Genomic DNA, 14,487 nt, shown 5'->3' with positions numbered 1-14,487 from the left:
GTCGGAAGCACACCCCCGGAGCCGGGGCCGGCCTGGCCCCCCGGAGCCACGACCGCCGGACGCCCGGGCCGAGTGCGGCTACGGCACGTCGCCGCGCAGATCGGCCTGGTAGCGGCCCGGGGCCTGACCGGCGATGCCGGTGAACGCCTCGATGAAGCTCGGCGGGTTGGACCACCCGCACTCCATCGCGGTGTCGGTCACGGACCGGCCGTTGGTGAAGTGGACCAAGGCATGGTGAATGCGCAGGACGGTGCGCCAGCGGTGGAAGCCCATGCCGAGGTCGGTGTGGAACAGACGGCTCAGGGTCCGCTCGCTCCCACCGTCCGTCCCAACGCGGCCAGGGTCGCGGTCCGGCCGGGATCGGCGTGCAGGAGGGCGATGACGGCCCACAGCCGGTCGTCGCGCGGTTCGGGCAGATGCAGGGACGGTTCGGGGGCGCCTGCGAGCTCGTCGACCACCACCGTGAGCAGTCGCCGGTCGGCCCCGGGGCGGAGCTCCGGTCGGTCGGTCAGCGCCAGGAGTGCCTCCCGCAGCAGCGGGCTCACCTCGAACACGCCGGGGTACTAGGCGAGTTCGTCGCACAGGTCGACGGGGATGTCGAGCAGGCGGACGTCGGTTCGGCCGTAGAAGCGATGGGAGTGGTCGAATCCGGGCGGCGTCCACGTCACCCGGTTCGCCGCGGCGATCCAGGTCCCGCGTTCGGTCGTGGTGGCGAAGGCTCCGGCGGCGGCGTACACCAGCTGGCCGTGGGTGTGGGAGTGGGCATCAAGGTGGTAGCCGTGCGAGATCCAGGCCGCACCACGGGGCATCTCCGCCGGTGGCGTCACGGGCGCTGGGGAGAGCGGGGAGGGTTGGCGGGTTTCCGGCATCGGCCGCCGGCGTACCGGCGGTCCGGTGCCTGCTCCCCCGGAGCCGGTCGGCAGAGCCGTCGAGACGGCCCTCGAATGCGGCGGGCTCGCCGAACGCCCCGACGAGTACACCGCAGTGGGCTCGATGCCCGGTGCCGGCACCCCCGTACGGCGGGTGTCAGGGGATCAGCACGATCCGCTGCCCCGCCACTCGCCGCCATCACGTCTCTGGACACGGTCCGGTCGAACACCGGCTTCGGCAACCGCCAAGGCCGGCACCCCCTGTTCCAGCACGCAGAGCTGCAGCGCAGCCAACGCCGTCCACCTCGGCCACGTGGCCGTCTTCGTCATCCTCGTGCGCGACGTACTGCAGCTCCCGCCCGCCGCGTACGGGGCGCTCGTGGCGGCCGGCACCGTCGGCGGGGTGATCGGTGGCGCCGCCGCGAGCCGCATCAGCCGCGCGGCGGGCGGGTTCCCACCCTCCTGGGCGGCCTCGTCCTCATCGGCGCCGCGGGGCCCGCCGTGGCCGCGACCGGCAACGTCGCCGTGGTCGCGGTGGCGTACGGCGCAAGCGGGTTCGCCCTCGTGCTCTGGAACGTCGTGGGGGTGTCCCTGCGGCAAGGCCTCATCCCCGACCGGCTGCTGGGCCGGGCGACGGGCGACTACCGCCTGTTCGCCTGGGGCACGATGCCCCTCGGCGCTCTGCTCTTCGGCATGCTCACCGAAGCCGCCGGACCGCGCACGGCCTTCGCGGCGGGCGGGGCGGCGATCCTGGCACTGGCCCTGGTCGTCGCGCCCGCCCTCTTCCGGGACGGCCGGGCACGGTACGACGGGCGGGCACTGGCGACGCAAGCCGGAACGACACACGACCGCCGCCGGCCACAATTCCCGCACCCTGCGTGCCCTCTTCGACCACGATGCCGAAGGCGACATCAAGTCGACCACCGCGGCCTACGAAACACCGGTCAGCGACCTGTTGTGGCACGCCACAGTCCCGGTATCCACACCGACGGAGGTCGTCGGCACCCTGCAGGACACCCCAACCACCGAAAACGCCCGGGCCCGCGGCACGTCCACCGGCATCACCTCGGCCACCATCGCCGGAGCCACCCGGCCACTACCCGTCGCGGGCTGGAAACACGCCCTCGACGGGCGCTGCATCACGTGGGAGGCTCCCGTCTCCCTTGCCGCTGGCGTACAAGTTCGATGCCTCCGCCCCCAGTAGATCAACGGCCCTCTTCCCACCTGGAGCATCTGGGGCGGTCACGCGGCCCACCAGCCGAGCTGGGCCCTCCGTCTGTCCACGAACGCCCTGGCAGCCCTCCTGCAAGACCTCACCTTCGAACTGCCCCATGGGCAAGGCAAGGGCCCCGACTGCCCCCACCGCCAACACGCTCGGCCGCCCCCGTCGCGGCACCCGCACTGCCCCCGCCCGCTCCGGACAGCAGCAGGGCGCACACCCGCCGGCGAACCCGAACAGAATCCGGCCGCACGGATCAAGAGGTTTTGGCATGCGCGTTCTGGCCAGGGCCGGCGTCTTGAGCCGGCCGCGGCAGGCTCCCTGGATCTCCTGCCGCCGGGTGACCGTCGCCGAATGAGGCTCTTCATCCCGGTGGCAACGATGACATCGCCCGCGCCGTGGAGTTCCCGAACAACATCGCATCCCCCACCCCGGGCCGGATCAGATGCATGGCCAGATACCGCCTTAGTGGCGGATTGGCCGGTTTTAAAGCCATGATGTTGCCGGGGAGTTAACACGGGGACATGATCACTGCTCGTATCAACCTGATCACTCATCCAGGAGCCGAGAAGTGATACGCAGAACCGCTCTCCGCACCCTCACCACCGTCGCCGTGACCGCGGCCCTCGCCCTGCCCCTCGTCCAGGGAGCCCAGGCGGCCACCCCGGCCACGACCGCCCCGGCGACCGCCGCCGCCCCTGGCACCCCTGGCGCCCGCGCCACGATCAACGCGCACGACGACAACCCCTTCCGCTGGATGGAACTGGACAGCCTGCGGGCCGACTTCCAGTTCATGTATCCCGCAGGCCACCGTGTGGGCTTCTGGTCCCTGGTCCTGACGGACGAAGTCGCGCAGCAGAAGTTCGAGGGCGGAAAGTTCTTCGTCTACGCCCCGGCCACGGGCGAGTTCAGCTTCTTCCTCGACACGGACATCGCCGTGCGCACGGTCGACCACCCCAGCCAGGTCCGCCTGGTCGACACCGAGTTCATGCGCTCCCACCCGCGCGTCGAGGTCCGCTACGGCGACCCGGACCACCCGGGCCGGGCCCGCGTCGTCGCCTCGGCGACGACGCTGATGTAGCTGAGCCGCCAGCCCCGCCCAACCCGGTCGACCCGGCCGACCAGCCCACGCCGGGCCGGCGACCGAGTCGCGCCGGCCCGCCCGGCGGCAACCACGGTCATGACCGGCGACGAGCGCGCCACCACCGCCACCTCCCGTATTACTGCCTCTCCTTCCGCCTCGCGGTGGCGGCCTTCCTGCCGTCGACAGCGACGCAGCACAGAGGGACCAAGGCCCTGAGTGGCGGCGGCCATCCGCAAACCCCCTCCATTGCGTCGCGCTCCAACATGCCCTCGTTCATGCGATTTCACCACAAGGGAGTTGTTGATTTCCATGCACAAACAGCGGAGATTCCTCACGTTCGCCACTGCGGGTGCAGTCATATGCACCGCCGGATTCATCCCGTCGGTCAGCCAGGCCGCCAGCAGTGGCGACAGGGAAGAGAAGGGGTCCTACGCCGAAACGCACGGCCTGACGGCGGATGACGTCAAGAGCATCAACGCACTCAACGAAAGCGCTCTGACTCTGGGGCAACCCGGCAAGCCTCCGGCGGAATTGCCTCCGAGCGCCAGCCCGTCCTTCCGGGCCCCCGTCTTCACCGACGACAGGGAAACCCCTCCAGCCGAGCCGCTCGAGAAGATGCCTGATGCGTACCGGGCCTACGGAGGTAGGGCCACTACGGTCGTCAACAACTACATACGCAAGTGGCAGCAGGTCTACAGTTACCGCGACGGCAAGAAACAGCAAATGACCGAAGAGCAGCGAGAAAAGCTGTCCTACGGTTGCGTCGGCGTCACCTGGGTCAATTCGGGCCCCTACCCGACGAACAAACTGGCGTTCGCGTCCTTCGACGACAACAAGTACAAGAACGACCTCAAGAACACCAGCCCACGACCCGGTGAAACGCGGGCAGAGTTCGAAGGTCGCATCGCCAAGGACAGCTTCGACGAGGGGAAGGGTTTCAAGCGGGCCCGTGATGTGGCGTCCATCATGAACAAGGCCCTGGAAACTGCCCACGACGAGGGGACGTACATCGACAACCTCAAGACAGAGCTCACGAACAGCAATGACGCCCTGCTCTACGAGGACAGCCGCTCGAACTTCTACTCGGCACTGAGGAACACACCGTCATTCAAAGAAAGAGACGGGGGCAACCACGACCCGTCCAAGATGAAGGCGGTGATCTACTCGAAGCACTTCTGGAGCGGACAGGACCAGCGGGGCCCCTCCGACCGGAGGAAGTACGGCGATCCGGAAGCCTTCCGTCCCGACCAGGGCACCGGCCTGGTCGACATGTCGAAGGACAGAAGCATCCCGCGCAGTCCCGTCAACCCTGGCGAAAGTTGGGTCAATTTCGACTACGGCTGGTTCGGGGCTCAAACGGAAGCTGATGCCGACCAGACGATATGGACCCACGGCGACCACTATCACTCGCCCAGTAGCGGCCTGGGCCCCATGCACGTATACGAGAGCAAGTTCCGGAACTGGTCTGCCGGGTACGCGGACTTCGACCGCGGAACCTACATGATCACGTTCGTACCCAAGAACTGGAACACCGCCCCCGCCAAGGTGAAGCAAGGCTGGCCGTAACAGAACCGGGCAGGAGGGCCGGGTCGCCCGGCCCTCCTACGTCCACACCCGCGGAGACGCACCACCCCGGTGATCCGCTGCGAGCAATCCCTCAGATGCATCCGGAACAAGGCGGTGTCACGAGTTCCCAACGACCTCCGGCGCACCAAGGCCATTTCGTCGACTGGCCCGGGGGCCTGGTCTTCAACTTACATTGGCACTTGACCGCTGCCGGGCCGTTGCCCTCGATGTCCTGGCCCAAGTACGGGCCATGACGCAGCGTTCGTGGGTCGCGGACAGCTCGCTGGACTGCCCATCGCTCCTCGCCTGGGCGGTGCTGGTGGTCCTGGCCGCCACCGGCCGCATCAACCCTGCCTCCGCCGACGCGACCGCTGTGGGCATGCGCGCTTGCGTCACCGCCCTCGGCTCAGCAGTCACCACCGGGGCTAGCCTGTTCGCCACGTCGTCGAGACCGGACCTTCGACGAACTCAGCGGCCTGGGCGGCTTTTCTGAGGGAAGTGGAAGCGGCAGACCAGTAAGTCTGGCAGATGGTGGGCAGATCTCGTCAGAACATCAAATGGAACGCAGAGGGTGGCACACACCCTCCCGAGGGGCGGGGTTGTTGGAGACACAACCTCACAGACGTCACTCCGCGACGGCGGCGCCGCCGGCTGGCGCGAAATGGCCTTCCCGCCTCCCCAAGGCGCGCAGCACTGTGAGGGTATGATCTTAAGGAGACGAGCATCTCTTGCCGGGGCTGCGCTGGCTCTCGCGGCCGGAACCACGCTGGCCGCCTCTCCGGCCTCGGCAGCGGCGGCGAAGTGTCCGTGGCCTAACGTGTGCTTCTACATGACAAGCAGCTCCTGGCCAGACGGTACGCCAAGCGCCATGTACAAGGATGTCACCAGCTACTACCAGAACCTCGGTTCCAACAGCCGGGGAGCGGACTGGGTGTACAACGCCCGCAATGACGACCGGGCCTGGCTTCGTTACGTAGTGAACGGCCAGACCCGGTACCACTGCCTAGCACCGCACTCCGACATCGGCTTCACGTCCAGTGCCACGGTGACCGGCATCAAGATCGAGACTGCGAAAGCCTGCTAAGAGGCGACTATGCCTCCCTTGGGTGGGCGCTGTGATAAGCAACGTCTCGCTCATACCCCAGGGCCGCACCCGATGGTCGCTCGCCTCCAGGGAGAACATCATCCTTAGCCCCAACCCACCAGCGAAGCAGTAATGCAGGCCGCCGGCCCGGCCGCCGGAGCCATCACGACGGTCCCGTCCGCGAGGGGCTCGTTGCGCCGGTCGATGAAACCACGCAGGCCACGGCCAGTCCCTCCGGCCTTCCCGAGGGACTGGCCGCAGAAGCCTCTCGCTCGGTCCATCCCAATTGATCTAGCTTCAGAAATTCCTCAGTGGGGCTTCAGAGCGCGTAGCAGTCGGCGAACCTGGGTGTGCCCCCGCCTCGGATCTTGCAGGACGAGGTCTGATGCAGGTCCCGGCCGTGGTAGCGACCCTCCGCGACGATCGTCACGTCAGAGTTGTACTGCCACCACCAGTTGTTCACGCGCGTCCAGGTGTTGGGAGTGTCGATCCACCCGGTGGCGACGAAGTTGCCGTGTTGATTGAAGCCCGAGACCAAGATGCGGTCCGCGTAGGTGGTGTGCACAGTGACCTGGAGTTCACCGGCAGCAGCGGCCGGTGTGGACCCCAGCAGGCCGATAGCGCAAAGGCTCGTGGCAGAAGCGGCAAGGGCCAGCGCTCTGAACTTGCTCGTCTTCATGAAGCTCCCTCCCAGAAAGGGGACACAGGCTCATCTACACGATGCCTGGCATCCGACCGCCAGGTTCTGTACTGGTTCCTCCCGGCAGCAGTGGCCCCCAGACACAAGCCAGCAGTGAACGAAGCTCTCCCGGGCTGCTGCTCTGCCCGAAAGGCACCGCCATAGCAAGTCAGGAGCTGCGCGAGGCGCTGACCGCCGCTGGCGCGTGGAGGAGGTCGTACAGCTCCCGCATGGTGTACTTGCGGATCGGCTTGTCCGGATCGATGAAGCCGCAGCCGGTGAAGATGCGGCCGTACCAGCCGTCCATGCTGTAGCCGGGGATCGTGAGCGCACCCTCGTTGAGCGACTTGGAGTCGTCGTAGAGCTGGGTGAGGTCGTTGTCCGAGACCGTGCCCCGGCCCTCGCAGCGCGGGCACATGCCGCCGGTGCGCTGGTAGGTCGCCTTCACTGCGGGTGGGCGTCGGTGACGGTGCCGACGGTGGAGCGGGGGTCGGCACCCAGCCGCTGCTGGTCGACGGTGATCGCGGTCGTCAGCCCGTCGAGCACGTCGACCTCGGGCCGCGCCAGCGTGGGCATGAAGCCCTGCACGAAGGCGCTGTAGGTCTCGTCGATCAGCCGCTGCGACTCCGCGGCGATCGTGTCGAACACCAGCGAGCTCTTGCCCGAGCCGGAGACGCCGGTGAACACGGTCAGCCGCCGCTTGGGGATCTCGATGCTGACGTGCGCCAGGGCCCCTGCCTCCGACCCGGCAAACCGGACCGGAGGCCGGGGGCCCGGTCCGTTAGCGGCTCAGGTCCCGGAACCGCTTCACTGCCAGCGGGAAGAACACCGCGATCAGGGCCACCGGCCAGGCCACTGCGAGGAGTTCTGCGTGGGTCGTGGCCCAGGAGTCGCCACCCGCGCCCGGGTTACCGAACAGACCACGTACTGCCGTGGCCGTCGCCGACATCGGGTTCCACTCCACGATCGCGCCCAGCCAGGACGGCATCGATTCGGGCGAGGCGATGGCGTTGGAGAGGAAGCTGACCGGCCAGACCAGGATCTGCACCGCCTGCACCAGTTCCGGCTTGCCCGCGACCATCGCCAGGTGGATGCCGATCCACAGCATCGCGAACCGCAGCAGCAACAGCAGTCCCACCGCGCCCAGGAAGGAGGCGAATCCTTCGTGCCGGCGCCAGCCGATCGCGTATCCGACCGCGATCATCACGGTCAGTCCGACCGCCGACTGCAGCATGTCCGCGACGCTCCGTCCGACGAGGACCGCGCCGGAGTTCATGGGCATCGAGCGGAACCGGTCGATGACCCCCTTGCCGAGGTCCTGGGTGACCGAGAGCATGGTGGTCTCAAGGCCGAAGGCCATGGTCATGGTGAGCATGCCGGGCACCAGGTAGGCCTTGAAGTCCCCGTCGATGCCCTGTCCGCCGCCGATCAGGTAGCTGAACATCAGCAGCATCATCACCGGGAAGACCAGGCCGACAATCACCTGCACGGGCTGGCGCGCCCAGTGGGCCAGTTCGCGCCTGGTCATCGTCCAGGAGTCGGCGGCTGCCCAGCTCAGCTTCGCACCCGTACCGTGCGCCGTGCTCACACTGTGGGTCGCACTCATGCGGGGTCCTCCTTCGTCAGGTGCATGAAGACTTCGTCGAGCGTCGGCCGGCGTACCGCGATGTCCTCCGCCTCGATGCCGGCCGCCTCCAGCGCCCGTACGGTCTCGGTCAGCGCGGCCATCCGGTCGGTGACCGAGGTGCTGATCATCCGCCGGTCCTCGTCCACCACCGCGCCACCGGGCAGGAGAGAGGCGGCGCGGGCCAGCTGGGCCGTGTCGTGCAGGACCACGTCGATGCGGTCGCCGCCGGTCTTGGACTTCAACTCGTCCGCCGTGCCCTCCGCGATGACCTTCCCGTGGTTGATCACCGCGATCCGGTCGGCCAGCTGGTCGGCCTCCTCCAAGTACTGCGTGGTCAGCAGGACGGTCGTGCCGCCGCCGACCAGTGAGCGCACCGCGTTCCACACCTCCGTGCGGCCGCGGGGGTCGAGCCCGGTCGTGGGCTCGTCCAGGAAGAGCACCTGCGGCTGGGAAATGAGGGACGCCGCCAGGTCGAGCCGCCGCCGCATACCGCCGCTGTACTGCTTGATGGCCTTGTTGCCGGTGTCCGCGAGCCCGAACCGGGCCAGGAGCTCATCAGCCCGGGCGCGGGCACGGCGCGCGCCGAGGTGGTAGAGGCGACCGAACATCTCCAGGTTCTGGCGGCCGCTGAGCTCCTCGTCGACGGCGGCGTTCTGGCCGAGCAGCCCGATCCGCGAGCGCACCTCATCGGCCCGGGTCCTCACGTCGATGCCCGCCACCTCGACATGCCCCTCCTCGGGGCGCAGCAGCGTGGACATGATGCGTACGGCTGTGGTCTTTCCGGCGCCGTTCGGGCCGAGAATCCCCTGGACGGTACCGGCTCGGACCGTGAGATCGAGGCCGTCGAGGGCCTGCTTGTCCCCGTACTTCTTCCGCAGGCCTTCGACGACGATCGCCAGATCGTAGTCAGTCAAAACACCCTCCTCAGCCGGTGGTCAAACTTGACTAGAGCTGCAAGGTAGGACGCCTCGGCGAGTTAGTCAAACTTGATTACATGGTGGAGGCATCCAGGGTTGGGCCTACTGGTCAAACTTGAAGAGTGGTAACCTAGTCAAAATTGTCTAGAGGAGAGACGTTCATGTCGGCGATCCGGCTGCTGGTCCTCGGCGCGGTCCGCCAACACGGACGGGCGCACGGCTACCAGGTGCGCAACGACCTGGAATTCTGGGGCGCCCACGAATGGTCGAACGCCAAGCCGGGGTCGATCTACCACGCCCTCAAGCAGATGGCGAAGCAAGGGCTCCTCCTCGCGCACGAGATCGAGCCGAGCACCGTCGGCGGCCCGCCGCGTGTCGAGTACGAGATCACCGACAAGGGCACAGAGGAGTACCTCACGCTGCTGCGCCAGGCTCTGACCTCGTACCACCAGAAGGTGGACATGCTCTCGGCCGGCATCGGATTCATCGTCGACCTGCCGCGAGACGAGGCCGTCGCACTCCTCAAGGAGCGAATCAGAGGGCTTGAGCAGTGGCGGGCCGGGGTCACCGAGTACTACACGCCGGAGAAGGGGCCCGAACAGCTCGGGCACATCGGCGAGATCATGAACATGTGGGTGCACTCAGCCGACAGCGAAGCGGAATGGACGCACAGCCTGATCGGGCGCATCGAGGGCGGCGCGTACACCTTCGCGGGGGAGGGTGAACCCTTCGTGGGCGTGCTCGCGGACGATGAGCTGAACCCCTACGCGACGGAACCGCACCCTGAGGACAACCGCTAGCGACACATCCTGGTGGCGGCGTCGGCATCGGTGTCACCGCCACTTGCGCACCAACAGGGCGGTCGGAGTGATGTCCAGGTCGTCGGGACGTGCGACCTTGCCGCTGATGCGCTCGAAGGCGTCCAGCATGCCGGTGCGGGCGTGGACCTCCAGCAGCAGCTCGGGGTGGTCCGCCTTCGGTGGCATCATCTGCACCGCGTCGTGCACCATCTTGTAGCCGGCGGGCTCGGAATCGGCTTCCAGCCGGTCCAGGCGGATCTTCCAGCCGGTCCAGGCGGATCTTCCCGCCGATGATGTCCACAGCCGCGTTCCCCGACAGCCCCTCGGCCACATGCCGGTACGTCTGCCGGCGGACCACCCGCTCGCGCTTGCCCCGTTCCGCGCGAGGGGCTGTGGCTGCTGCGTGACCCGGACGCGGTGCAGCTCCTGACGCTTGTGGTCCGGTCCCGTCTGAACGGCGCAGCCAGGGCCTCGTCTCCGTTCCCGGCCAGCCGCTGCTCGTCACCCCGGCTTCGCGACGGCAACACCGGTCAATCGGATGACGGCGCTCGGTGAAGTCCCAGCGGTCAGGCCGGATTCCGTCCAGGCGACCACGCCAGCAGTGATCCACCTCACAGGATGTCACAGCGATCGGTCACGCGGTGTCTTGTGGCCGAACCCCTTGGAGCGGAGGAGACACCATGAACAAAAACATCGATGTGGTCGTGGTCGGCGGCGGGTACGCCGGTGTCATGGCGGCCAATCGCCTGACGCAGCGCGACGACGTGACGGTGACACTGATCAACCCGCGCCCGGCCTTCGTCCACCGGATCCGCCTGCACCAACTGGTGGGCGGGACCCACGGCGCGGTCGTCAACTACCGGGAGGTCCTGGGCGAGGGCGTCCGGCTGGTGGTCGACGCCGTGACCCGAATCGACGCGGCCGGGCGCGGCCTGACGTTGGCAAGCGGAGGCACAGTCGACTACGACTACCTGGTTTACGCCGTGGGCAGTGGCAGTGCCGACCCGCGCGTGCCCGGAGCGGCCGAGTACGCCTACCCGATTGCCGACCTGGAGGAAGCGCAGCGGCTGCGGCCGGTCCTCGATGCCACGCCCGCCACCGCCCCTGTGACGGTGGTCGGAGCGGGCCCGACCGGTATCGAGACCGCGGCCGAGCTGGCGGAGCGGGGCCACAGCGTGACCCTGGTCTGCGGCGGGGTCCTCGGGCCCTACCTGCACCCCCGGGGCCGGCGCTCGGTCGCCAAGCGACTGGTCAGGCTTGGGGTGACTGTCCTCGACGGCCCCGGCGCGTCGGTGACGGCGGTGACCCGCGATGCCGTGCGACTCGGCGACGGCCGTGAGCTGCCGAGTGAGGTGACGATCTGGACCGCCGGATTCGGCGTTCCGGACTTGGCCGCGCGCAGCGGGCTGAGCACCGACGCCCTGGGCCGCCTGCGCACGGACGAGACGCTGACCAGCGTGGACGACGTACGCATCATTGCGGCCGGGGACTCGGCGGCGCCGTCGGACCTCCCCCTGCGGATGAGCTGCCAGGCCGCGATGCCCCTGGGCGCGCGGGCCGCCGACACGGTAATGGCTCGGATCGCGGGTGAGCGGCCCGAAACCGTCAACCAGTCGTTCGCTGCCCAGTGCATCAGCCTGGGCCGACGCGACGGCATCTTCCAGTTCGCCAACCGGTCCGACGTCGCGGTGTGGTTCAACATCGACGGCCGCCTGGGCGCGAAGCTCAAGGAGGCCGTTTGCGTGGGCGTCATCAAGCACCTGGCCGACGAGGCGCACAAGCCCGGCGCGTACCGCCTGCACCGCATCCCAGGCGGTGCCACGCGCCGGCAGCTGCTGCAGGCAAACGGCGGTGAGACGCCGGCCCCTGCTGATCAGGCTGCTTAGGTGGTCGAACCGTCCGATCCGATCGCAACGGATCCAGAACGCATACCGTGCGGCGACGCCCATGTCGCGGGGACGCCGCTGCACTTATGCGCTCATCAGCAGCCCTTTCAGCAACGAATCATGATCAACTTGGCGTGTCACAGCCGTGCGCCGAGTGGAGTCCCACTCTCGACCCCACCGACAGGCGGGTCGGACCGAACGGCCGCCAACGAAAGGGACCGTGCTGTGGATGCACGCTTGAAGACCTCCGAAGACCACGGCCGTCCGCGAACGGTTCGAGGTGTGAACGAGCATGCCGCCGACCCGGCGACCGAGAGTTTTGTCGCCCACCGCAACCTGCTCTTCACGGTCGCCTACGAGATGCTCGGATCGGCGGCCGACGCCGAAGACGTCCTCCAGGAGACCTGGCTGCGCTGGGTCAAGGTCGACCTGGAGCAGGTGCGCGACCAACGTGCCTACCTCGTCCGGATCACGACCCGCCAGTCACTCAACCGGCTGCGAGCCCTGACGCGCCGCAGAGAGGCGTACCTCGGCCCCTGGCTGCCCGAGCCGCTGCTCACGGCACCGGACGTGGCCGAGGACATCGAGCTCGCCGAGAGTGTGTCGATGGCGATGATGCTCGTCCTCGAAACCCTGTCGCCGACCGAGCGCGCCGTCTTCGTGCTGCGCGAGGCCTTCGACGTCGGCTACGACGAGATCGCGGCCGCCGTCGACAAGAGCCCCGCGGCCGTCCGGCAGATCGCCCACCGCGCCCGCCGGCACGTCGATGCCCGCCGCCCTCGCCAGGTGGCCTCCGCCAGTGAGACCCGGGCAGCGCTGGAGTCACTCCAGCATGCGCTCGAGACCGGGGACCTTCAGGGTCTCCTCAAGGTGCTCGCCCCTGAGGTCGTCTACATGGGCGACGGCGGTGGCCTCAAGCACGCTGCCCTGCGGCCGATCACCGGCGCCGACAAGGTGGCCCGACTCATCGTCGGCGGAACCGGCAAGACCCAACACACGATCGCCCTTGGCCCCACCGTGGTCAACGGCAACCCGGCCCTCATCGTCCATCTGGACGGCGAGCTCGACGGCATCATGACGATCCGTGTCGAGGACGCTCGGATCACCGGCCTCTACTTCGTCCGCAATCCGGAGAAGCTGTCCGGCGTCGAATCCGAGGTTCCGCTCACCCTGCGATGAATTCGCTATGGCGGGTGAGTCGGCCGGGTCCGGCGCCGGGACCTTGAGAGTGTCGAGTTCGGTGACCCCCGGCCCTGCGCGGCCACCACCGACGGATCGCCTTCCGCTGCACCCTCATCCAGACCGGCGCCGAGCCCTACGGCTTCCGCATCACCGAAGCCGAACGACACAAGCCCTGACGATCACGCCATGGGCCTTGCCTGCCTGGATACCCTCAGGTTCCCCACCGGCCCCAGAGGGTTTGCTGCCACCCGTCGGCGTCAGGGCCGGGACGGCCTACTGGGGGCAACGGACCCGGTGCGGTCTCGATCAAGTGCACCAACGACCATGCGACGCCATAGCAGTCATCCGGACCGAAGCAGCCGGCCAATGCATGCGCCTCCTCCGTTGTGACAGGCGTGGAGATGGCTTCGAGCTGCTTCACCCTCCGCTCGATCTCCTCCTCGTCGGCATCCCAATCGGGCAGAGGGCCCGCCACGACAAACGACTGAACTTCGGGTCTCATCCGCGAATGATCAGCTGCCGAGCACAGCCGGAGCAAGCGCAGGCATACCGCCGGACTCCCTGTCGCACTGCACCAACATGGGTAGCCGGACGGCTGCTGCCGACAGGCAGGGTCGACACCCTCGTCCGCTGCGGCGACGACACGGGCGGTGATCAGCGCAGCTGGGCAACGTAGGCAGGCGAGTCCAGGCGCAGGTCGGGTTTCTGCCCTGCCTCAGCCTGAAGATTCCCCGGCCACTGGCGGCTCCTCTCCCAGGAGGAAGTCTGTGACCTGCGATAATCCAGTGCATGGCACTGCTGGACATGATGGCCGAGGTCGGCACCACGGGAGGCATTGGTGTGCTGCGCTGCGGTGCGCCCTTGGCTGACATCGCCGCAGTGCTCGGCCCGGCGGAGGATTTGGGCCGGATCGATGAGCCCCACCTCGGCTCGCACAGGTTCTTTTACGGCGACGTCGAATTCATCGTCTGCCGCTGTCGGGTCGTGTCGGCGATCCACATCTCGACCTGGTACGACCGGCCCTTGAAACTTCCGGTCCCGGGGGCGAACACGGTTGTCTCCTTCCCGCCTCGCATGACGTATCGGCAGGTCACTTCTGCCCTCGACGCGATCGGATGCCCGTGGCGGCTGGATACCAGAGTGCCGGATACGCAAGTGACCGTGCTCACCGAACCAGCGGCCGACTCGTGGGCAAGCTTCACCTTCGCAAGCATCGAAACCAGCGACGACCCAGCACTCGACGAGCCGAGACTTTACTCGGTCGGCGCGTGGACCGTGCTCCACGAGTGCCCGCCCATTTCCGTGGACCCGCCGGATCACAACTCCGGCCTGTATTGAAAGCCATCTCGTTTGGGGCCGCCGTCTCCTACCGGTGCGGTTGGCGCCTCACATGCCACGGTCCGGGCCGTCCCAAACCGGGGCGTAGGCGTCGACGAGGACCGGTAATCGGACGGCAGGGCCACGCCGAGTTGTTCTTGGAGTCGATCCCAGGCGGACGCGTCCGCGTAACGGTTCTGGGCCGGTCCGAGCATCGCCATGGCGGCTGCCAGGTAGTCGGTCATGAGGCACCTCGT

Annotated in this window: 11 protein-coding genes and 2 pseudogenes; 7 read left to right on the top strand and 6 right to left on the bottom strand. The window is 67.9% G+C overall.

The window, feature by feature from the left end; genetic code table 11:
- Positions 1 to 78 precede the first annotated feature (78 nt).
- A pseudogene (locus tag AS857_RS05760) lies at positions 79 to 809 on the bottom strand (AraC family transcriptional regulator).
- 1,850 nt (positions 810 to 2,659) lie between these two features.
- On the opposite strand from AS857_RS05760, the gene AS857_RS05745 reads away from it, so the two are divergent.
- The 3 genes from AS857_RS05745 (at position 2,660) to AS857_RS37265 (ending at position 5,822) form a co-directional block, all read left to right on the top strand.
- A complete protein-coding gene (locus tag AS857_RS05745) occupies positions 2,660 to 3,169 on the top strand; it encodes a hypothetical protein (RefSeq protein ID WP_058041993.1) in 510 nt (169 codons plus the stop codon).
- Between the two features lie 312 nt (positions 3,170 to 3,481).
- Positions 3,482 to 4,738 (top strand): protein-glutamine gamma-glutamyltransferase, encoded by a 1,257-nt coding sequence (locus AS857_RS05740; RefSeq protein ID WP_058041992.1) that lies wholly within the window; start codon positions 3,482 to 3,484, stop codon positions 4,736 to 4,738.
- An 868-nt stretch (positions 4,739 to 5,606) separates the two neighbouring features.
- Positions 5,607 to 5,822 (top strand): hypothetical protein, encoded by a 216-nt coding sequence (locus AS857_RS37265; protein WP_058041991.1) that lies wholly within the window; start codon positions 5,607 to 5,609, stop codon positions 5,820 to 5,822.
- A 319-nt stretch (positions 5,823 to 6,141) separates the two neighbouring features.
- Here AS857_RS37265 and AS857_RS05730 read toward each other — a convergent pair whose 3' ends face one another.
- The 4 genes and pseudogenes from AS857_RS05730 to AS857_RS05710 all read right to left on the bottom strand — a co-directional run bounded on the left by AS857_RS05730 (position 6,142) and on the right by AS857_RS05710 (position 9,042).
- Positions 6,142 to 6,501: a hypothetical protein gene (locus tag AS857_RS05730; protein WP_144440734.1), complete on the bottom strand. Its 360-nt coding sequence runs from the start codon at positions 6,499 to 6,501 to the stop codon at positions 6,142 to 6,144.
- Between the two features lie 205 nt (positions 6,502 to 6,706).
- Positions 6,707 to 7,230 (bottom strand): annotated as a pseudogene (locus AS857_RS37260) (excinuclease ABC subunit UvrA); the annotation flags it as partial.
- A gap of 52 nt (positions 7,231 to 7,282) precedes the next feature.
- Positions 7,283 to 8,107, bottom strand: coding sequence for an ABC transporter permease (locus AS857_RS05715; RefSeq protein WP_058041987.1), 825 nt, complete (start codon positions 8,105 to 8,107; stop codon positions 7,283 to 7,285).
- The gene (locus AS857_RS05710) at positions 8,104 to 9,042 is read right to left on the bottom strand and encodes an ATP-binding cassette domain-containing protein (RefSeq protein ID WP_058041986.1); all 939 of its coding nucleotides are present in this window, start codon (positions 9,040 to 9,042) and stop codon (positions 8,104 to 8,106) included. The genes AS857_RS05715 and AS857_RS05710 overlap by 4 nt, the downstream gene beginning before the upstream one ends.
- 164 nt (positions 9,043 to 9,206) lie before the next feature.
- Here AS857_RS05710 and AS857_RS05705 point away from each other — a divergent pair, with 164 nt between their 5' ends.
- Positions 9,207 to 9,845 (top strand): PadR family transcriptional regulator, encoded by a 639-nt coding sequence (locus AS857_RS05705; protein WP_058041985.1) that lies wholly within the window; start codon positions 9,207 to 9,209, stop codon positions 9,843 to 9,845.
- A gap of 33 nt (positions 9,846 to 9,878) precedes the next feature.
- Here the strand turns inward: AS857_RS05705 and AS857_RS40590 are convergent, their stop codons facing one another.
- Complete coding sequence (locus tag AS857_RS40590; RefSeq protein ID WP_144440733.1) at positions 9,879 to 10,178, bottom strand: hypothetical protein; 300 nt, start codon at positions 10,176 to 10,178, stop codon at positions 9,879 to 9,881.
- A 347-nt stretch (positions 10,179 to 10,525) separates the two neighbouring features.
- Between AS857_RS40590 and AS857_RS05700 the strand changes: the two genes are divergently transcribed.
- The 3 genes from AS857_RS05700 to AS857_RS05685 all read left to right on the top strand — a co-directional run bounded on the left by AS857_RS05700 (position 10,526) and on the right by AS857_RS05685 (position 14,251).
- On the top strand, positions 10,526 to 11,731 hold the full coding sequence (locus AS857_RS05700) for an NAD(P)/FAD-dependent oxidoreductase (protein ID WP_058041984.1): 1,206 nt from the start codon (positions 10,526 to 10,528) through the stop codon (positions 11,729 to 11,731).
- Positions 11,732 to 12,013: 282 nt separating this feature from the next.
- The gene (locus AS857_RS05695) at positions 12,014 to 12,910 is read left to right on the top strand and encodes an RNA polymerase sigma-70 factor (RefSeq protein WP_058041983.1); all 897 of its coding nucleotides are present in this window, start codon (positions 12,014 to 12,016) and stop codon (positions 12,908 to 12,910) included.
- 792 nt (positions 12,911 to 13,702) lie between these two features.
- Positions 13,703 to 14,251 carry a hypothetical protein gene (locus AS857_RS05685; protein WP_058041981.1) on the top strand — a complete coding sequence of 183 codons (549 nt, stop codon included), beginning with the start codon at positions 13,703 to 13,705 and terminating at the stop codon, positions 14,249 to 14,251.
- Positions 14,252 to 14,487: the final 236 nt, after the last annotated feature.

The sequence above is a fragment of the Streptomyces roseifaciens genome, assembly GCF_001445655.1.
GTDB lineage: Bacteria > Actinomycetota > Actinomycetes > Streptomycetales > Streptomycetaceae > Streptomyces > Streptomyces aureoversilis.
This window is presented reverse-complemented; position numbering and strand designations above follow the sequence as displayed.